The organism is Streptomyces nitrosporeus, from assembly GCF_008704555.1.
Taxonomy (GTDB): domain Bacteria; phylum Actinomycetota; class Actinomycetes; order Streptomycetales; family Streptomycetaceae; genus Streptomyces; species Streptomyces nitrosporeus.
The window spans coordinates 2127038-2146196 of sequence record NZ_CP023702.1 but is presented as its reverse complement, the minus strand read 5'-3'; the positions used below and the strand labels follow the sequence as shown (position 1 = coordinate 2146196).

At 72.4% G+C, this 19159-nt stretch carries 13 protein-coding genes; 12 read left to right on the top strand and 1 reads right to left on the bottom strand.

Features of this window, described 5'->3' with window-relative positions; genetic code table 11:
• The first annotated feature begins 75 nt into the window (after positions 1 to 75).
• Together CP967_RS09265 and pruA are read left to right on the top strand one after the other, a co-directional pair.
• Positions 76 to 1002 carry a proline dehydrogenase family protein gene (locus tag CP967_RS09265; RefSeq protein WP_150487508.1) on the top strand — a complete coding sequence of 309 codons (927 nt, stop codon included), beginning with the start codon at positions 76 to 78 and terminating at the stop codon, positions 1000 to 1002.
• A 61-nt stretch (positions 1003 to 1063) separates the two neighbouring features.
• Positions 1064 to 2695: an L-glutamate gamma-semialdehyde dehydrogenase gene (gene pruA / locus CP967_RS09260; RefSeq protein ID WP_150487507.1), complete on the top strand. Its 1632-nt coding sequence runs from the start codon at positions 1064 to 1066 to the stop codon at positions 2693 to 2695.
• 224 nt (positions 2696 to 2919) lie between these two features.
• Here the strand turns inward: pruA and CP967_RS09255 are convergent, their stop codons facing one another.
• Positions 2920 to 5217, bottom strand: a complete 2298-nt coding sequence (locus CP967_RS09255) for an exo-beta-d-1,3/1,6-glucosidase (protein WP_150487506.1) — start codon at positions 5215 to 5217, stop codon at positions 2920 to 2922.
• Positions 5218 to 5341: 124 nt separating this feature from the next.
• Here CP967_RS09255 and CP967_RS09250 point away from each other — a divergent pair, with 124 nt between their 5' ends.
• The 10 genes from CP967_RS09250 to cimA all read left to right on the top strand — a co-directional run bounded on the left by CP967_RS09250 (position 5342) and on the right by cimA (position 18636).
• Positions 5342 to 5950: a TetR/AcrR family transcriptional regulator gene (locus CP967_RS09250; protein ID WP_150487505.1), complete on the top strand. Its 609-nt coding sequence runs from the start codon at positions 5342 to 5344 to the stop codon at positions 5948 to 5950.
• Positions 5951 to 6148: 198 nt separating this feature from the next.
• On the top strand, positions 6149 to 6619 hold the full coding sequence (locus CP967_RS09245; RefSeq protein ID WP_150487504.1) for a hypothetical protein: 471 nt from the start codon (positions 6149 to 6151) through the stop codon (positions 6617 to 6619).
• A complete protein-coding gene (locus tag CP967_RS09240; protein ID WP_373300319.1) occupies positions 6619 to 8010 on the top strand; it encodes a hypothetical protein in 1392 nt (463 codons plus the stop codon). The genes CP967_RS09245 and CP967_RS09240 overlap by 1 nt, the downstream gene beginning before the upstream one ends.
• Positions 8007 to 9572 (top strand): vWA domain-containing protein, encoded by a 1566-nt coding sequence (locus CP967_RS09235; protein ID WP_150487502.1) that lies wholly within the window; start codon positions 8007 to 8009, stop codon positions 9570 to 9572. The genes CP967_RS09240 and CP967_RS09235 overlap by 4 nt, the downstream gene beginning before the upstream one ends.
• Before the next feature lie 19 nt (positions 9573 to 9591).
• A complete protein-coding gene (locus CP967_RS09230) occupies positions 9592 to 10704 on the top strand; it encodes an ATP-binding protein (RefSeq protein ID WP_150487501.1) in 1113 nt (370 codons plus the stop codon).
• Between the two features lie 56 nt (positions 10705 to 10760).
• Positions 10761 to 13523, top strand: coding sequence for a DUF5682 family protein (locus tag CP967_RS09225; protein WP_150491763.1), 2763 nt, complete (start codon positions 10761 to 10763; stop codon positions 13521 to 13523).
• A 498-nt stretch (positions 13524 to 14021) separates the two neighbouring features.
• Positions 14022 to 14150: a hypothetical protein gene (locus CP967_RS35085; protein ID WP_268253013.1), complete on the top strand. Its 129-nt coding sequence runs from the start codon at positions 14022 to 14024 to the stop codon at positions 14148 to 14150.
• Positions 14151 to 14227: 77 nt separating this feature from the next.
• Positions 14228 to 15271 carry a 3-isopropylmalate dehydrogenase gene (locus tag CP967_RS09220; RefSeq protein ID WP_150487500.1) on the top strand — a complete coding sequence of 348 codons (1044 nt, stop codon included), beginning with the start codon at positions 14228 to 14230 and terminating at the stop codon, positions 15269 to 15271.
• A gap of 269 nt (positions 15272 to 15540) precedes the next feature.
• A complete protein-coding gene (locus CP967_RS09215; RefSeq protein ID WP_150487499.1) occupies positions 15541 to 16647 on the top strand; it encodes a branched-chain amino acid aminotransferase in 1107 nt (368 codons plus the stop codon).
• A 381-nt stretch (positions 16648 to 17028) separates the two neighbouring features.
• Complete coding sequence (gene cimA / locus CP967_RS09210; protein ID WP_150487498.1) at positions 17029 to 18636, top strand: citramalate synthase; 1608 nt, start codon at positions 17029 to 17031, stop codon at positions 18634 to 18636.
• Positions 18637 to 19159: the final 523 nt, after the last annotated feature.

The window sequence follows — 19159 nt, the reverse complement described above, 5'->3', positions numbered from 1 at the left end:
GGTTCTCCGTGCTGTCCCGGTCCGTCATCATCTGTACCGGTCCGGCCGCCGTTCGTTCTTCCGTGGAGGTGCCCCGTGCTGGGTCCCGTGATTCTCGCCGCGTCACGCAGCGACAAGATGCGTCGTTTCATCTCGGCCGCGCCGGGCACCAAGCAGGTCGTCGACCGCTTCATCGCCGGGGAGACGGTCGACCAGGTCGTCCCGGTCATCCAGGACGCGGCCGGCAAGGGCCTGGAGGTCACCCTCGACGTCGTGGGCGAGGACATCACCACCCCGGAGCAGGCCGCCGCCGCCCGTGACGCCTACCTGGAGCTGATCGGCCGCCTGAAGGAACTCGGTCTGGGCACCCGGGCCGAGATGTCCGTGAAGCTGTCGATGTTCGGCCAGTCGCTGGAGGGCGGCCACGAGCTCGCCCTCGCCAACGTCCGCCCGGTCGTCGAGGCCGCCGCGGAGATCGGCACCACGGTCACGCTGGACGCCGAGGACCACACGACCCTGGACTCGATGTTCGCCATCCACGAGGAACTGCGGAAGGACTTCCCGCAGACCGGCTGCGTGATCCAGTCCTACCTCTTCCGCACGGAGGAGGACGCCCGCCGGCTGGCCGCCGCGGGCAGCCGGGTCCGCCTGGTGAAGGGTGCGTACAAGGAGCCCGCCTCCGTCGCGTACCAGGACAAGGCGGAGATCGACAAGGCGTACGTCCGCGTCCTGAGGATCCTGATGCAGGGCGAGGGCTACCCGATGATCGGTTCCCACGACCCCCGGCTCATCGCCATCGGCCAGGAGCTCGCCCGCCAGGCAGGGCGCAAACTGGACGAGTACGAGTTCCAGATGCTGTACGGCATCCGCAGCGACGAGCACGTCCGGCTCGCGGCGGAAGGCCACCGGATGCGCGTCTACACGGCGTACGGCACCGACTGGTACGGCTACTTCATGCGCCGCCTCGCGGAGAAGCCGGCCAACCTCCTCTTCTTCGCCCGCTCCGTCGTCACCAAGGGCTGACCGGTCCGGGCCTTCCCCCGCCCGGCCGACCGAACCCATCCCCACCAAGGAGGCACGCACCATGGACGCTGTGACCCAGGTCCCCGCCCCGGTCAACGAGCCGGTCCACACCTACGCCCCCGGCTCCCCGGAGCGGGCCCGGCTGGAGGCCAAGCTCAAGGAGCTCGGCCAGAACCCGGTCGACCTGCCGATGACCATCGGCGGCGAGAAGCGGATGGGCGGCGGCGAGCGCTTCGACGTCGTGCAGCCGCACAACCACCGGGCCCGGCTCGGCACCTACGCCAACGCCACCGAGGCCGACGCCCAGGACGCGATCGACGCCGCCCTCGCCGCCGCCCCGGCCTGGCGGGCGATGTCCTTCGACGACCGCGCCGCCATCATCCTGCGCGCCGCCGAACTGCTCTCGGGCCCCTGGCGCGAGACGCTCGCCGCCTCCACCATGCTCGGCCAGTCCAAGACCGCCCAGCAGGCGGAGATCGACTGCCCCTGCGAGCTGGTCGACTTCTGGCGCTTCAACGTGCACTACGCGCGCCAGATCCTCGCCGAGCAGCCCCCGGCCAACTCCCCGGGCGTGTGGAACCGCATGGACCACCGTCCGCTGGAGGGCTTCGTCTACGCGATCACGCCGTTCAACTTCTCGGCGATCGCCGCCAACCTGCCCACCGCACCGGCCCTGATGGGCAACGTGGTGGTGTGGAAGCCGTCCCCGACGCAGACCCACGCCGCGGTGCTGCTGATGAGCCTCCTGGAGGAGGCCGGCCTGCCCAAGGGCGTCATCAACCTGGTCACCGGTGACGGTCTCGCCGTCTCGGAGGTGGCGCTGAACCACCGCGACCTGGCGGGCATCCACTTCACCGGCTCCACGCCCACCTTCCAGCACCTGTGGAAGACGGTCGGCAACAACATCGAGAAGTACCGCACCTACCCGCGCCTCGTCGGCGAGACCGGGGGCAAGGACTTCGTCGTCGCGCACCCGAGCGCCGACCGCGCCGTGCTGAAGACCGCGCTGACCCGCGGCTCCTTCGAGTACCAGGGCCAGAAGTGCTCGGCCTCCTCCCGCGCCTACATCCCGGCGTCCATCTGGAACTCCGGTTTCAAGGAGGAGTTCGCGGCCGAGGTCGACTCGATCACCATGGGTGACGTCACCGACCTGTCGAACTTCATCGGCGCCGTCATCGACGCGCGGTCCTTCGCGAAGAACAAGGCCGCCATCGACCGCGCCAAGTCCGACCCGTCCTGCACGGTCGTCGCCGGCGGTACGTACGACGACTCGGTCGGCTACTTCGTCCGGCCCACCGTCGTGGTCTGCGACGACCCGGCCAACGAGATCTTCACCACCGAGTACTTCGGCCCGATCCTCGCCGTGCACGTCTACGAGGACGAGAAGTACGACGAGATGCTGGAGCAGATGGAGTCGGCCACGGACTACGCGCTGACCGGCTCGGTCATCGCGGGCGACCGCGCTGCCGCCGCCCGCACGATGGAGAAGCTCCGCTACGCGGCGGGCAACTTCTACATCAACGACAAGTCGACCGGCGCCGTCGTCGGCCAGCAGCCCTTCGGCGGCGGCCGGGGCTCCGGCACCAACGACAAGGCGGGCGCCCCGCAGAACCTGATGCGCTGGACGCTGACCCGGGCCATCAAGGAGACCCTGGTCCCGCCGACCGACTACACCTACCCCCACCAGGGCTGACTGCCCCGGGGCACCACCGCGCGGGCGGTGCCCCGCCACCCGTACCCCGCCTCCCGTCCGGCCCCCCAGCCGGCCGGGGGGCGGTTTCCACGTCCGGGGCTTTTGGCCTCCCGCGGCAGGAACCCCCGGCTCCGTACGGCTGGGTACGGCCCCGGGCGGCGGGGCCCGGTCCGCGCGGTGGGCACCGCCGCGCCGGTGGGCCCCCGGTCCGCGCCGGTGGGGCCTCAGCCCTTCACCGTGAAGCCCGCCCGCAGCAGCACCTCGTCGCGGGAGGACGGGCCGACCAGCAGTTCGAAGTCGCCCGGCTCCACGATCCGGCGGCCCGCCGCGTCCACCAGCGTGCAGTCGGCGACCGGCAGCTCCAGCGGCACCTCACGCGCCTCGCCGGGGGCCAGCTCCACCCGGCGGTAGGCCTTCAGCTCCTTCTCCGCCCACGTCACGGACGTCACCGTGTCGCTGACGTACACCTGGACGGTCTCCAGGGCGGGGCGGGCCCCGGTGTTGGTCACGGTGACGCGCGCCCGCAGCGTGTCGTCCCTGCCGACGGACCCCGTCAGCACCTCCAGACCGCTGTAGGCCACCGTGGTGTAGCTCAGCCCCTCGCCGAAGGCGAACGCCGGGCGCTGGGTGAGATCGGCGTACCGGGTGCCGTGCTGGCCGCGGATCTGGTTGTAGTACGTCGGCTGCTGGCCCGCGTGCCGGGCGAAGGAGACCGGCAGCCGTCCCGACGGCTCCACCAGCCCGAGGAGCAGTTCGGCGACGGCCCGGCCGCCCTGCATGCCCGGGTTGAAGGCGTGCACGACCGCCGCCGCGCCGAGCGCCGACGGCGGCAGCACCAGCGGCTTGGAGCTGATGACCACCACCACGAGCGGCTTCCCGGTCGCGGCCAGCGCGTCCAGCAGGGCCACCTGGCCGCCCACGAGTTCCAGCGTCGCGGTGGAACGTCCTTCACCGACCAGCTCGATGCGGTCGCCGACCACCGCGACCACGTAGTCGGCGGCCTCGGCGGCGGCGACGGCCTCACCGATCAGCTCCGCCGACGGCTCGGAGGGGACGACCACGTGCGGGCGGGGCTGCCCGTCGGGGAAGTACGCCCCCTCCGGGTCGGGACCCGTGGTCAGGATGTCGGCGCCCCGGGCGTACGTGACGTCCCAGCCCTCGGGGACGTGCGCGCGCACCCCGTCCAGCACGGTGCGCACCAGGGCGCGCGGGTGCCCGTCCGGCAGCCAGTCCGCCTGACCCGAGGCACCGGCCCAGTCACCGAGCTGGGCGTGCGGGTCGTCGGCGTTGGGCCCGACGACGGCGACCGTACGGGGGGCGGGGTCCGCCCCGGCCGCGGCACGGCCGTCCGGGCCGGGGCGGAAGCCGCCGGCCAACGGCAGGGTGCCGTCGTTGGTGAGCAGGACGAGCGAGCGGCGGGCGGCCTCCAGGTTCAGCGCCGTGTGCGCGTCGCTGCCGATGACCGCGGCCTGCCGGACGGGATCGGGGTGGCGGGGGTTCTCGAAGAGGCCCAGCTCGAACTTGAGCGTCAGGACGCGCCGTACCGCGGCGTCCAGGTCCTCCTCGGCCAGGAGGCCGCGGGCGATCGCGTCCTGGGCGCCCTCGAAGAACTGCGGGGTGGTCATCACCATGTCGTTGCCCGCGCGGACCGCCGCCGCCGACGCCTGGGTGTGGTCGGCGTAGATCTTCTGCTCCCACACCATGCGGCCGACGTTGTCCCAGTCCGTCACCAGCGTGCCGGTGTAGCCCCACTCGCCGCGCAGCACGTCGTTCAGCAGCCAGTCGTTGACGGTGACGGGGACCCCGTCCATCGACTGGTAGCCCAGCATGAAGGTGCGGCAGCCCTCACGGGCGACCCGCTCGAAGGGCGGCAGGAACCAGGACCGCAGCTTGCGCCGCGAGATGTCCGCCTCGGTGGCGTCCCGGCCGCCCTGCGTCTCGGAGTACCCCGCGAAGTGCTTGGCGCAGGCCAGGATCGCCGTCGGGTCCGACAGGCCCTCGCCCTGGTAGCCGCGCACCATCGCCGAGGCCAGCTCCCCGATGAGGAACGGGTCCTCGCCGAAGGTCTCGCTGACCCGCCCCCAGCGCAGGTCGCGGGTGATGCACAGGACCGGCGAGAAGGTCCAGTGGACACCGGTGGCCGCGACCTCGACGGCCGTCGCCCTGGCGATCCGCTCCACCAGCTCCGGGTCCCAGGTCGCCGCCATGCCCAGCTGGGTGGGGTAGATCGTGGCGCCCTCCCAGAAGGAGTGGCCGTGGATGCAGTCCTCCGCCACCAGCAGCGGGATCCGCAGCCGCGTCCGCTCCGTGAGGGCCGCGGCCTCCAGGACGCGCTCCGGCGAGGCGTGCAGGATCGACCCGACGTGCAGGTCCTCGATGAGATGGCGCACACCCCCCTGGGCGTGCAACTGGAGCATCTGACCGGCCTTCTCGGCCGTCGTCATACGGCCGAGCAGATCCTCCACCCGCTCGGCGACGGGCAGTTCGGGGTCGAGATAGGGCACGGACGGGGAGGGGGACACGGGCGGTCCTTTCGCGACGCGGTTCGGCTCTCACCATAGAGTCAATGCCGACCGTCCGGTAAGTATCTTCCGATGTGCGAATCTGGCCGGTGACAGCAGAGGGTCCGACCGACCGGGAGGCGCAGTGGCCGCCGACGCGCAGCGCGGGTACGCCAAGGGCCGGGCGAGACGGCGCGAGATACTCGACCAGGCCATGACCCTGTTCGGTGAAGCCGGCTACCGGGGGACCTCGCTGCGGACGATCGCGGCCCGCTGCGGCATCTCGCACCCCGGCCTGCTGCACCACTTCCCCACCAAGGAGTCACTGCTGCTCTCGGTGCTCGAACACCGCGACGAGGTGGACGGGGCGTGGCTGGATCTCGATGGCCCCACCGGCGTCGCCCGGCTGCGCGGATACACCGAACTCGCGGAACTCAACGCCGGGCGCCGGGGGATCGTCGAACTCTTCACCGTCGTCTCGGCGGAGGCCACCGCGGCGGACCACCCCGCCCACGCGTACTTCGTGCGCCGTTACGCGGAATCGGTCTCCGGCGCACAACTGGCCTACGCCCAGGCGCGCGACGCCGGGGAGCTGCGGGACGGTGTCGACCCGGACCTCGCCGGGGCGCAGCTGATCGCCCTGATGGACGGCCTCCAGGTGCAATGGCTGCTCACGCCCGGTGCCACGGACATGGCCGCGGTCCTGCGCTCCCACCTCCAGGCCCAGCTGACCGTGCCCCTCCGGCCCAGCTGACCGTGCCCCTCCATACCCGCTGAAGCGCTCCCGAGAGGGCGGGCGCCCGGGCCGGCCGGTGCCGTCCGGGCGGGCGCCGGGGCGTTGTCAGTGGCCGCCGCTAGGTTGATCCGTGTTCCGCCGATCAGGTGCGGAAACCCCCTTCGGCGCATTGGAGATGGCGCGTTGTCAGACTGGGAGAGGTCGAGCACGGCGCGGGTGGTCCCACCCGCACGCCCGCGCAAACTGGCCAAGGTTCCGTTCGTCGAACTGGCCGACGGGCGCCTGCAGGGAGTGGTGTCCAGCGGCTCCGACATCGAGCGGGTCTACGTCTCGTCGGTCGCCGCCGGCACGTACGCCTTCGGGTGCAGCACCAACAACAACCGGCCCTGCGGCGGCGCCCGGGGCTCGTTCTGCAACCACATACGGGCCCTGGTCACCGAGGCGGTCCTCCAGTACGGCACCGAGCGCGTCGCCCGCTACCTGAAGGCCGACCTCCCGGACGGGGAGCGGACCGCGCAGACGGTCCTCACCGCGATGGCCGCCACCCGCCCCGCGCCGGACTCCGCCAAGGCCGCCGCCTCCGTCTTCAGCCGCTTCCTGCGCCACCTGGCCTACCTGGAACTGGCCCCCGTCACCACGCCGTCGCCCGAGATGCAGTGGTTCCCGCCGAGCAGGGCGGTGGCCTGATGCACGCCGGCCTGTTCGCCGAGGAGATCACCGGACTCGACGAGGCGCTGAGCGCCGTGGACGGCTTCGACGAAGCCCTCACCGACGGTCTGCTGCGCCCCCGGCCCGAGACCGCCGCCCGTGTCACCGGGCTCGCCCACGCCGTCGCCGGGACCCCGCTGGCCGCACGGACCGCCGAGGCCGCGGAGAGGACCGCGGCCGGCGCCGCCGACGAGGACCACCTCGTCACCCTCGCCGCCGCCCGCACCGCGCTCCTCGGCTCCGTGCACGACGCCCTGGCGGAGCGGGCCGCCGAAGCGCTCGGACGCCCCCGGGCCGAGGCCCCCGCCCCGCGGCCCGGCGAGCGGCGGCAGACCCCCAACCTGCTGGCCGCCGCGCGGGCCTGGCTCCGCGACCTGGCGCTCCTCGGCTGGCGCGGCATCGACCACGAGGCGGTCTCCGCCTCCGCGCAGGTCGTCTCCGCGATGCTGGGCGAGCCCGGTCTGCGCCGTCAGGCCTCCCTGCTGGACGGTTTCGCGGGCGAACTCGCCGCGTCCTGCCCGGGTTCCTCCCTGGACCGGGTACCGGCGCGCCGCTGGGCCGACCTCTGGACCCGCGCGATGCTGCTGACCGTGCCGGGCGCCGCCGACACCCCCGCGGAAGGCACGGCCACCGGCCGCCTCCTGCCGCTCGGCGTCGACCTGCACGAGTACGCCACCGGGGCGCAGGCCCAGGTCCATGCGGTGTTCGAGCCCGCGGACGGCTCCGCGCCGCGGCTGGTGCGGGCGGCCGTCTCCGTGCCCAAGCCCGACAGCGTCGTCGGGGCCGGGGTCTGGCAGCTGCTGCGCCCGCACATGTCGCTGCTGACAGCCGTCGGCGAGGGGCGCTCGATGGAGCTCACCGGGATGCCGGTCACCGCCGAGGGCGACCTGCTCTGGGACGACGCGCACGCGAGCGCCGGCGGGACGGCCGACCCCTTCGTCACGGCCCGGGTCGCCCTGCCCGCCGCCACGGACCAGGTCACCGCGCCGCTGGACCGGCACCCCGCCCGGATCGCCCTGCCGGTGTTCCTGGAGGGGTACACCGCACAGGCCGGGGAGGAGGGGACGGAGTTCACCGTCGCCGGGCACACCCTGCCCGTCGACACCGGCCGCGTCCCGGTCGCCGGACCGCTCACCCCCCAGGCCGTCGGGACGTCCTGCGCCTGCGTCGGACTGCTCCGCTGGGACGCCGGGAGCTTCTTCGTGCAGCCGCTGGCCGTGGAGCGCACCGTACGCGGGAAGACCGTCGCCCTGCACGCCGGGGGATGGGCCGCGGGCACCACCGACAAGGCGGGGGCCAAGGCCGAGAAGGCCGCCACCGACGCCGTGGCGGTGCTGCGGGAACGTGCGGGAAGGCTGCTGCGCACATGACGGAGCCCACCACCCCGCCGGCCGCCGTGCCGGCACCGGCCGCACCCGCCGCCACGGCCCCCGCCGCCGGACCGGACCCGGACGAGAGCCGCAGGCAGGTCCTCTACTGGCGGCTGCTGGCCCGCCTCTTCGACCCCGAGGAGCAGGCCGCCCTGGAATCCGCGAGCCTGGCGGTCGTCGAGGACATCGGGCTGCCGGGCGCCCTGCTGGACCCGCAGGCGTCCGTCGACTCCGTCGTGCAGCGCCACCCGGAGCTGGCCACCGAGTTCGACGGCCTGATGGTGCCCGGCACCACGCACACCACTGCCCAGGACACGACTGCCCAGGACACCGGCGCCACCGCCGCCACGGTTCCCGCCGGCACCGGCACCACCGCCGCCGCGGACCCCGCCGCCGCCCCGGGGCCGGGAGCCGGGGACGCGCGCGACCGGGCCGCCGAGGTACGGCGCGCGGCACTCGTGTCGAAGGTGCTGCTCAACGTCTTCGCGCCCGCCACCGGCACCGTCACCGCCGGACAGCTGGCCCGCTGGCAGTCCGACGCCGGATGGCTGGAGCGCGCGCTCGGCCACAGCCCCGGGGACCTGCGCGGCGGCCGCCGCGCGGGCGGGCCGGGCGGTGTCTCCCCCACCGGCACCGGGGGCGGCACCACCCCCGGCCTCGGCCGGCTGATCCCCGCGATCGGCCCCGAACTCGGCGCGCTGGAGGCCGATCTCGTCAAGCGCATGCACCTGCGGGAGGTGCTGGCCGACCCGGGCCTGGCCGCACAGCTCACCCCGAGCATGTCGCTGATCGAGCAGTTGCTGCGGGACAAGAACAACCTCTCCGGTGTCGCCCTGGCCAACGCGAAGGCGCTGATCCGCCGCTTCGTCGACGAGGTCGCCGAAGTCCTGCGCACCCAGGTCGAGAAGGCCACCACCGGCACCCTGGACCGCTCCGTCCCGCCCAAGCGGGTGTTCCGCAACCTCGACATCGACCGCACGATCTGGAAGAACCTCACCAACTGGAGCCCGGAGGAGGAGCGGCTCTACGTCGACCGCCTCTACTACCGGCACACCACCCGCAGGACGACGCCCCAGCGGCTGATCGTCGTGGTGGACCAGTCCGGTTCGATGGTCGACTCCATGGTCAACTGCACCATCCTGGCCTCCATCTTCGCGGGGCTCCCCAAGGTCGACGTCCACCTCGTCGCGTACGACACCCAGGCGCTCGACCTCACCCCCTGGGTCCACGACCCCTTCGAGACGCTGCTGCGCACCAACCTCGGCGGCGGCACCGACGGCACCGTCGCCATGGCGCTGGCCCAGCCGAAGATCGCCGAGCCCCGCAACACCGTCGTGGTGTGGATCTCCGACTTCTACGAATGGCGGAGCGAGCCCCTCTTCGAGAGCATGGCCGCCATCCACCGCTCGGGCGCCAAGTTCATCCCGGTCGGCTCGGTGACCAGCTCGGGCCGCGGCGTCGTCAACCCGTGGTTCCGCGAGCGCTTCAAGGACCAGGGCACACCGGTCCTCTCCGGCCACATCCGCAAGCTGGTCCACGAGCTCAAGAACTTCCTGACCTGATACACCAGAAAGGCACGACATGTCCGACCTGCTGCGCGCCCCCGCCGAGATCAAGTACGCCGAGGAACTGGACTGGCTGGAGTCGATCGACGACAACCCCAAGCCCTTCTCCTGGCGCCTGTCCCCGAAGATGGTCCGCCTGTTCATCCTGGGCTCCGAGCGGGCGGACGGCCTGGACCGCGAGATCTCCCAGAAGTGGTTCGGGGACCGGAGCTTCGTCGAGCGCTCCATCGTCACCCTGGCCTCCGACCGCGGCCTGCTGCTCATCGGCGACCCCGGCACCGGCAAGTCCTGGCTGGCCGAGCTGCTGTCCACGGCGATCTGCCGCAACTCCACCCTGGTGGTCCAGGGCACGGCCGGCACCACCGAGGACCACATCAAGTACTCGTGGAACGTCTCCATGGTCATCGCCAAGGGCCAGTCGCGGGAGTCGATGATCCCCTCGCCGATCATGACCGCGATGGAGACCGGCGCGATAGGGCGCTTCGAGGAGCTGACCCGCTCCACCAGCGACGTCCAGGACGCGCTGATCTCGATCCTCTCCGAGAAGTACATCTCGGTCCCCGAGCTGGACAGCGACAACATCGTGTTCGCCAAGCCGGGCTTCTCGGTCATCGCCACCGCCAACAGCCGCGACCGGGGCGTCAACGACCTGTCCTCCGCCCTCAAGCGCCGCTTCAACTTCGTCCGCATCCCGGTGATGAACGACAAGAAGAGCGAGGCGGAGATCGTCCGCTTCCGCACCGGGGAACTGCTGCGCCGCCACCACATCGACCTGGACGTTCCGCCGACGCTCCTCGACGTGCTCCTGCAGAGCTTCGCCGACCTGCGCGCCTCCGCCTCCGCCGCCGCGAGCGACGACGAGAAGCTGGAGTCCGCCCTCTCCACCGCCGAGCAGATCGGGGTGCTGGAGGACGCCATCCTGCACAGCAACTTCTTCCAGGAGGGCTCCCTGAGCGCCCGTACCCTGGCCTCCTCGCTCGTCGGCTCGCTGGCCCGGCGCGAACCCGAGGACCTGGCCATCCTCAACAAGTACCTGCACGGTGTGGTCGAGCCGCGCAGCAAGGACGAGGGCGGCTCCTGGCCGGAGTTCCTGGAGGGCGGCCGCGACGCGATCGCCACCCTCTCGTGAACGCCCCCGCCGGGGGCGGCGCCCCGCAGGGCACCTTCACCGCGCTGCGCACACAGATGCGGGAGGCCGCCGCGGCCTTCGCCGGCGGGCCCGACGCCCTGGAGGAGATCCTCCTGGGACTCGTCGCCGACGTCGACCGCGCGGTGTCCGAGCCGCTGGAGGTCTTCCCGGTCTGCCACCACTCACCCGCCTCGGCGATCGCGATGGCACGCAGACTGCGGGAGAAGCAGCCGAAGGTGGTCTACCTGGAGCTGTGCGAGGACATGGCCCCGCTCCTGACCGAGCTGCGCAACTGCCGCCTCCCGGTGGCCGTGCAGTCCTTCGCGACCGGCATCGACGGCTTCCCCGCCGAGTGGGCGCCGCTGTCGGTGGTCGCGCCGGTCACCGAGGCGTCCGCCGAGTACCAGGCGATCGCCTACGCCCTGGACACCCCGGGTGTGGAGCTGGTCCTCGTCGACCGCTCCTCCGACCACGTCTTCCAGTGGGACGCGCGCCCGGCACCGGACCCCGACGCCCCCGGTGCCGGCGGGGAGGCGCGGCCCGCCGACGAGGAGGCGGCCCTGCACGGCGACGCGGTCGGCGTCGAGATCGGTGACCTGCGCCCCCGCTTCGCCGAACTGGAGGAGCACCTGCTGCGCCACGGCAAGGTGCGCCACTGGTCCGAGTGGTGGCACCAGTACGTCGAACTGCCGCTCGGCGACAGCGACCACGACACCTACCGCCAGGTCATGCTGCTCATCGGCAGCCTCTTCCGCCGCCTGGCCCCCGGCGACACGCACCGGCTGCGGGTGGACGAGGACCGCGAGCGCTACATGTGGACCAGGATGCGCGAGCACCTGGCGGCCACCGGCACCGACCCGGAGGACTGCCTCTACGTCTGCGGCGCCTTCCACGCGGTCAGCCGCGTCGAGGAGTTCGGCGTGGCGGGCGGCGGCTCCTTCGAGATCTCCCCGCGCACCGCGACCAGGTGGCTGCACGGCCTGATCCCGTCCAGCCACGCCGCCATCGAGGCGCAGTTCGGCCTCGCCCCCGGGTCGGTCTCCATCGCCGCCACGCAGTGGGCGAAGAACCTCAAGCGCACCGGGGTGAAGCCGTACGTCCTGGCGGGACAGGGCGGCCGGCGGAGATCCACGGCGAAGAAGACGGCGGCCCCGGCGCCCGTACCGGCCGTTCCGCCCTCGGACAGGCTGACCGGGTTCCTCCGGCAGCCGCCCGTCCTGGACCGGCTGGACGAGGCCGAACTGCTCGGCTGGTCCGTGGAGATCGTCCGCGCCGCCCGCCGCAACGGCTACCTGGCCTCCACCGCCGACGCCATCGCGGTGTTCGAGACGTCGATCCTGCTCGCCGGGATGCGCGACCGGGCCAGGCCCACGCCGTACGACTTCCAGGACGCGGCGGTCACCTGCATAGAGAAGGACACCGTGCCCGGCCGGCGCGACGTACGCCGCCTGGTCGAGAGCATGATGGGCGGCGACCGCGTCGGACAGGTCGGTTACGACGCGCTGCCGCCGCTCGCCCGTGACGTCCACGACCGCCTCGCCCCGCTGGGCCTGAAGCTGGAGCAGCGCGGGGTGCGGCGCGCCCTGCTGGACATCGCCGCCCGGCCGGAGCTGGAAGCCTGCTCCGACGTGCTGTGGATGCTGCGCCACCTGCTGCCCGAGGGCGCGGCCCGCACGGTCATGGGGGAGCGGAAGCTGGGGGAGCGGTCCATCCAGGAGTCCTGGGACCTCGCGCTCGGCACCCACCAGCGGGCCCTCATCGAGCTGGGCTACGAGGGCGTCAGCATCGAGCAGGTGCTGGAACAGCGGCTGCGCCGCCGCGCCTACGACCCGAAGGCCACCGCCGCCACCGTCCTCACGACGGTCGAGGACGCCACCCTGTACCTGGGCAGCCGCCGGCTCGCCGACGAACTCGGCGGGCGGGCCCTGGAGGTGCTGTCCGGCGAACGCAGCGTGGACGGCGCGCCGGAGGTGCTGCGCGGGGTGCGCCGCCTGCTGGCGTACTTCCGCACCGCCGAGCCGGTGCTGCCCCCCTGGATCGAGGCATTCACCAAGGCCGGGTACGCCCACTACTGCACCCTGCTGCCGACCGCCTTCACCGACGACGACGCGGCCGTGCGCCATGTGTCGGCGATGCTGGGCTTCCTGTTCGGCATGGAGGCCCTGGCCCTCTCGCTGGGCTGCGACCGGACCCAGCTGGAACTGGCCGTCGCCCAGTCCCACCCCGAGGACCCGGCGAAGAAGGCCCTCCTCTGGGCCGCCCAGGCGCACCTGGGCGGGCTGACCCGGGAGCGGCTGCGGGCGAGGTGCGACGGACTGCTGGGCAACCCCTTGACGGTGGCCGCTTATCCGCAGTACCTCAGCGGCTTCGTGCACGCCCTGGAACCCGTGCCCCAGCTCACCGACTTCGTGGTCGAAGCGGTGTCCAACGCCTTCGGGCGGCTCCCGGACCCGGTGCTCCTGCCCTGGCTGCCCACCCTGATCACCGCCCTGCGCAAGGACGGCGGGGACCTGGCGCCCCTGCTGATCCGTGAGGCCGGGCGGATCTTCCCCGGCCGGCTCGCGGCCCTGGACACCTGGGTGCCGCCGTGGCTGGACCGCCCGGAGGACCCCGCCGCGCGGCCGGCGGCGGGCGGCGGGGACGGCACGGGCGGCTGCGCGCTGCTCGCCGCCCACCCGGAGACCTGTGACGCGGTGGCGGGACTCCTCGGCTGCGAGGACGGATGGCGGCAGGCCGGTGCCGGCCCTTCCGGAGCGGCCCTGCTCCGACGGCACCCGGACACGGCCCGGGCGCTGGAGGCACTGCTGACGGACGGATGACCGTACGCACAGCACCACAGCACCACAGCATGGCACCGCAGCACCGCAGCACCGCAGCACCGCAGCACCGCACCACAGCGCGCTGCACCGCGCCGCACCGCGCCCCGGCCCGTGTCCGGCGCGGTGCGGTTGCTGTGCGGAGACCGGCCCGCGGGCCCCCGGGAACACCCTCCCGGGGGCCCGCGGCCGTGGCCGCCGTACCACAGTGCGGTACAGGCCCGGCGGAGTCCCCGTCTCAAATAGTAGGAAGTCCGAGTAACTGTGGAGACAGATGGGCCGCGCTGTCCTAACTTTGTAGGAGCCGAACGATTCGCGTGATCCAGCGACGGCGGTAACGAGCCCGGCGCCCCGAAGCAGGTAACCCCTGCGGCACCCGCTCCCCGCCCTTCCGGCCCCCCAGAAGCCCCGGTTCCGACGTCACGTCGTGCCCCGGCATCACGGTGCGCGCGGTCCGGCGCCGTGATCCAGCGATCCACGATCCCAAGGAGTCGATCCGCCATGACCCAGACCACCGTCCGCCGCGTCCGCCGCAACTCCCGCCCCGCCGACGTGGACCGCAAGAACGCCGCCGCCGCCCTGCAGCGCGCCCTGGACCGCCGTGACAACGGTGGATCGACCGGTCACTGACGACGCCGGCCCACCCCGGGGTGTCCACATGATGGACTGCGGATGTCATGGGGTGGGACGGAAGCTAGGCTGACGCCATGTCTCGCAGCATCGATCTCGCAGTGATCCCCGGCGACGGTATCGGCCAGGAGGTCGTCACCCAGGGCCTCAAGGTCCTCAACGCTGTTCTCCCGCAGGATGTGAAGCTGGAGACCAAGGAGTACGACCTCGGTGCCCAGCGCTGGCACCGCACCGGTGAGACCCTCCCGGACGCGGAGCTGGAGGCCCTCAAGGGCCACGACGCCATCCTCCTCGGCGCCATCGGCGACCCGTCGGTGCCGTCGGGCGTGCTGGAGCGCGGGCTGCTGCTGAAGCTGCGTTTCGCCTTCGACCACTACGTGAACCTCCGCCCGTCGAAGCTCTTCCCGAACACCGCGTCCCCGCTGGCCGGCCGCCCCGAGATCGACTTCGTCGTCGTGCGTGAGGGCACCGAGGGCCCCTACACGGGCAACGGCGGTTCGCTGCGCACCGGCACCGAGCACGAGGTCGCCACCGAGGTCAGCGTCAACACGGCCTACGGGGTCGAGCGCGTGGTCCGGGACGCCTTCGCGCGTGCCGCGGGCCGCCCCCGCAAGAAGCTGACGCTGGTCCACAAGAACAACGTCCTCGTGCACGCGGGCCACCTGTGGAAGAACATCTTCGACAAGGTCGCGGCCGAGTACCCCGAGGTCGCCACCGACTACCTGCACGTCGACGCCGCGACGATCTTCTTCGTCACCCAGCCCGAGCGCTTCGACGTCATCGTCACCGACAACCTCTTCGGTGACATCCTCACCGACCTCGCCGCGGCCGTGACCGGCGGCATCGGCCTGGCCGCCTCCGGCAACATCAACCCGACGGGCGCCTTCCCGTCGATGTTCGAGCCGGTCCACGGCACCGCCCCCGACATCGCGGGCCAGGGCAAGGCCGACCCGACCGCCACGGTCCTCTCCGTCGCCCTCCTGCTGCGCCACCTCGGCTACGAGGCCGAAGCCGTGCGCATCGAGGAGGCCGTCTCCGCCGACCTCGCGGAGCGCGAGGGCCAGGCCGCGCGCAGCACCGACGAGATCGGCGACGCGCTCGCGGTACGCGTAGCGAGCTGACCCGACGCCTCCACTTCGAAGCCGCCGGGTCGCAACCGCACCCGGCGGCTTCACCTCGTGGTCCCCGGGTGCCACCATCGACCCCCGGACCGCGTTTCACGCCACCGCGAACGCACCATTTCGTCCACAGCCCCACGCGCGCGATAATCGAACGCGGGGCCGTGGCTCGCGGTGAAGCTCGGACGTCCTACGAACCTGTACCGCACTGCGGACGGGAGCGGGCGTGAGCGCGGTCCCTCACACACAAGACCGGTGAAGGACACGCACTCATGACGACGCCCACGATCGAGCTCAAGCCCTCCTCCAGCCCGCTGTCCGACGCCGAACGTGACGCGATCCTGGCCAGTCCCGGATTCGGCCGGCACTTCACCGACCACATGGTCACCATCCGCTGGACCGAGGGCCGGGGCTGGCACGACGCCCAGCTCGTCCCGTACGGCCCGCTGTCGATCGACCCGGCCAACATGACCCTGCACTACGCGCAGGAGATCTTCGAGGGCCTCAAGGCATACCGCCTGCCCGACGGCAGCGTGGCCACCTTCCGCCCCGAGGCCAACGCCGCCCGCTTCCAGCGGTCCGCCGCCCGGCTCGCCATGCCCGAACTCCCGGTCGAGACGTTCATCGAGGCATGTGACGTCCTGGTCCAGCAGGACAAGGCATGGGTCCCGGCGCACGGCGGCGAGGAGTCCCTCTACCTCCGCCCGTTCATGATCGCGGCCGAGGTCGGCCTGGGGGTGAAGCCCGCCAACGAGTACCTCTTCCTCGTCATCGCCTCCCCGGCCGGCGCCTACTTCCCCGGCGGCGTGAAGCCCGTCTCGATCTGGCTCTCCGAGGACCGGGTCCGCGCCGTCCCCGGCGGCATGGGCGACGCCAAGACCGGCGGCAACTACGCCGCCTCCCTCCTCGCCCAGGCCGAGGCCGCCGCCAAGGGCTGCGACCAGGTCGCCTACCTCGACGCCGTCGAGCACAAGTGGGTCGAGGAGCTCGGCGGCATGAACCTCTACTTCGTGTACGACCAGGAGGACGGCGGGAAGAAGATCGTCACCCCCTCCCTCACCGGCTCCCTCCTCGCGGGCGTCACCCGCGACTCCCTGCTCACCGTCGCCGAGGACCTCGGCTACACCTCCGAGGAGGCCCGCGTCTCCATCGACCAGTGGCGCGCCGACAGCGAGAACGGCACGCTCACCGAGGTGTTCGCCTGCGGCACCGCCGCGGTCATCACCCCCGTCGGCACGGTGAAGTCCGCGGGCGGCGAGTGGAAGCAGGGCGACGGAACCCCCGGCGAGGTCACCCTCAAGCTGCGCGAACGCCTCCTCGACATCCAGCGCGGCACCGTCGAGGACACCCACGGCTGGATGCACCCGCTCGGCGGCTGACCCGCCCGGCACCCGTGACGGAGGCCGCGCCGCACGCCCGGCGCGGCCTCCGCCACGGAAAGGGGAGGGGCGGGCGGTGCGGCGGACGTCACGCCCGAATCCTGAGACAGGGCGGATGACGGGCACCCCGCTGTGCGACACTGCGGGGGTGTCCTCGTCCGCCATGATTATCGGCAGCAGGCGCGCCGGTCCGCAGTGACCGTCCGTACCACCACGTACGGAACGGCCACCGTGCCCCAGACCCGCGCGCAGACCTCTCGCACCCGCGAGGGGTTTTTTCGTTTTCCGGCCCCCACCACGGCCGGGGCGAGGCACACGGGATGATGGGGGCAAGTGGAGCCGATTCGTCCGGATCCGCTCACCGACAGGAGTCAGAGCAGCATGACCACCAAGGCCACGGCCACCGACGACAGTTTCCACGTCTTCGACACCACCCTGCGCGACGGTGCGCAGCGTGAAGGCATCAACCTGACGGTGGCGGACAAGCTGACCATCGCCCGGCATCTGGACGCCTTCGGCGTGGGCTTCATCGAGGGTGGCTGGCCCGGCGCCAACCCCCGCGACACCGAGTTCTTCGCCCGCGCCCAGCAGGAGATCGCCTTCGAGCACGCCCAGCTCGTCGCGTTCGGCGCCACCCGCCGGGCCGGCGGCAAGGCCGCCGAGGACCCGCAGGTGCAGGCCCTCCTGGACTCCGGTGCCCCGGTGATCACCCTGGTCGCCAAGTCCCACGACCGCCATGTGGAACTCGCCCTGCGCACCACCCTCGAGGAGAACCTCGAGATGGTCCGCGACACCGTCGCCCACCTCCGTGAGCAGGGCCGCCGCGTCTTCGTCGACTGCGAGCACTTCTTCGACGGCTACCGCGCCAACCCCGAATACGCCAAGGCCGTCGTACGCGCCGCCTCCGAGTCCGGCGCCGACGTGGTCATCCTCTGCGACACCAACGGCGGGATGCTCCCCGCCCAGGTGCAGGCCGTCGTCTCCACCGTCCTGGCCGACACCGGCGCCCGCCTCGGCATCCACGCCCAGGACGACACCGGCTGCGCCGTCGCCAACACCCTGGCCGCCGTGGACGCCGGTGCCACCCATGTCCAGTGCACCGCCAACGGGTACGGCGAACGGGTCGGCAACGCCAACCTGTTCCCCGTCGTCGCCGCCCTGGAACTCAAGTACGGCAAGAAGGTCCTGCCCGAGGGCGCGCTGGCCGAGATGACGCGTACCTCGCACGCCATCGCCGAGGTCGTCAACCTCACCCCCTCCACCCACCAGCCCTACGTCGGCGTGTCGGCCTTCGCCCACAAGGCCGGGCTGCACGCCTCCGCGATCAAGGTCGACCCCGACCTCTACCAGCACATCGCCCCCGAACTCGTCGGCAACACCATGCGGATGCTGGTCTCCGACATGGCGGGCCGCGCCTCGATCGAGCTCAAGGGCAAGGAGCTCGGGATCGACCTGGGCGGGGACCGCGCACTCGTCGGGCGCGTCGTCGAGCGGGTCAAGGAACGCGAACTCAAGGGCTACACCTACGAGGCCGCCGACGCCTCCTTCGAACTGCTGCTGCGCGCCGAGGTCGAGGGCAGGCCCCGCCGCTACTTCCGGGTGGAGTCCTGGCGGGCCATCGTCGAGAACCGCCCCGACGGCACCCACGCCAACGAGGCGACCGTGAAGCTCTGGGCCAAGGGCGAGCGGATCGTCGCCACCGCCGAGGGCAACGGCCCGGTCAACGCCCTGGACCGGGCGCTCCGCGTCGGCCTGGAGCGGATCTACCCGCAGCTGGCCAAGCTGGAGCTGACCGACTACAAGGTCCGCATCCTGGAAGGCCGCACCGGTACCGAGTCCACCACCCGCGTCCTGGTCACCACGAGCGACGGCGCCGGTGAGTGGGCGACGGTCGGCGTGGCCGAGAACGTCATCGCCGCGTCCTGGCAGGCCCTGGAGGACGCCTACACCTACGGCCTGCTGCGGGCCGGCGTCGAGCCCACCGACTGACCCGCCCGCCACCGCCGGGAACGGGCGGTGCGGAAGACGGCCCCTGGCCGCGGACGGTCCCCGCGTCCCACGACGCGGGGACCGTCCGCGTGGGGCGACGGGACCGTCCGCGTGGGGCGACGGGACCGTCCGCGTAGGGCGACGGGACAGGCCGCACGGGGCGACGGGACCGGCCGGAGCCGTGGACGGCCGGCGCGCCCCCGCGGGGCCGGGCCGGCGCGGAGGGAGCGGCGGAAGCGCGGGAAGCGCCGTGGCACGACTGGTGAGTGAACCCTTTTCGCGTGCTCACGTCAATAGCCTGGTGAGTTCAAGCAGTGAACTCAAGCGCACCCGCGCATGCTTCAGGGTCCGCTGCGGACATGGGTACGGACCAATCTCGACGTGAAGTATTGACGGCCCTGTTCCGGAGCGGTTAACTCCAGCCGCAACGCCGGTACCGGTTACGGAACCGGTTCCGTAACCGGTACCGGACGGCCCGTCCGGCCGGTCGCGTCCGCCCTGCCCGTCCCCTGTCTCCGGAGGC

Coding starts and splice junctions, on each gene's coding strand:
- CP967_RS09215 (WP_150487499.1), top strand. CDS start 15,541: ATGACGACGCCCACGATCGAGCTCAAGCCCTCCTCCAGCCCGCTGTCC.
- CP967_RS35085 (WP_268253013.1), top strand. CDS start 14,022: ATGACCCAGACCACCGTCCGCCGCGTCCGCCGCAACTCCCGCCCCGCC.
- CP967_RS09220 (WP_150487500.1), top strand. CDS start 14,228: ATGTCTCGCAGCATCGATCTCGCAGTGATCCCCGGCGACGGTATCGGC.
- CP967_RS09235 (WP_150487502.1), top strand. CDS start 8,007: ATGACGGAGCCCACCACCCCGCCGGCCGCCGTGCCGGCACCGGCCGCA.
- CP967_RS09225 (WP_150491763.1), top strand. CDS start 10,761: ATGCGGGAGGCCGCCGCGGCCTTCGCCGGCGGGCCCGACGCCCTGGAG.
- CP967_RS09230 (WP_150487501.1), top strand. CDS start 9,592: ATGTCCGACCTGCTGCGCGCCCCCGCCGAGATCAAGTACGCCGAGGAA.
- CP967_RS09240 (WP_373300319.1), top strand. CDS start 6,619: ATGCACGCCGGCCTGTTCGCCGAGGAGATCACCGGACTCGACGAGGCG.
- cimA (WP_150487498.1), top strand. CDS start 17,029: ATGACCACCAAGGCCACGGCCACCGACGACAGTTTCCACGTCTTCGAC.
- pruA (WP_150487507.1), top strand. CDS start 1,064: ATGGACGCTGTGACCCAGGTCCCCGCCCCGGTCAACGAGCCGGTCCAC.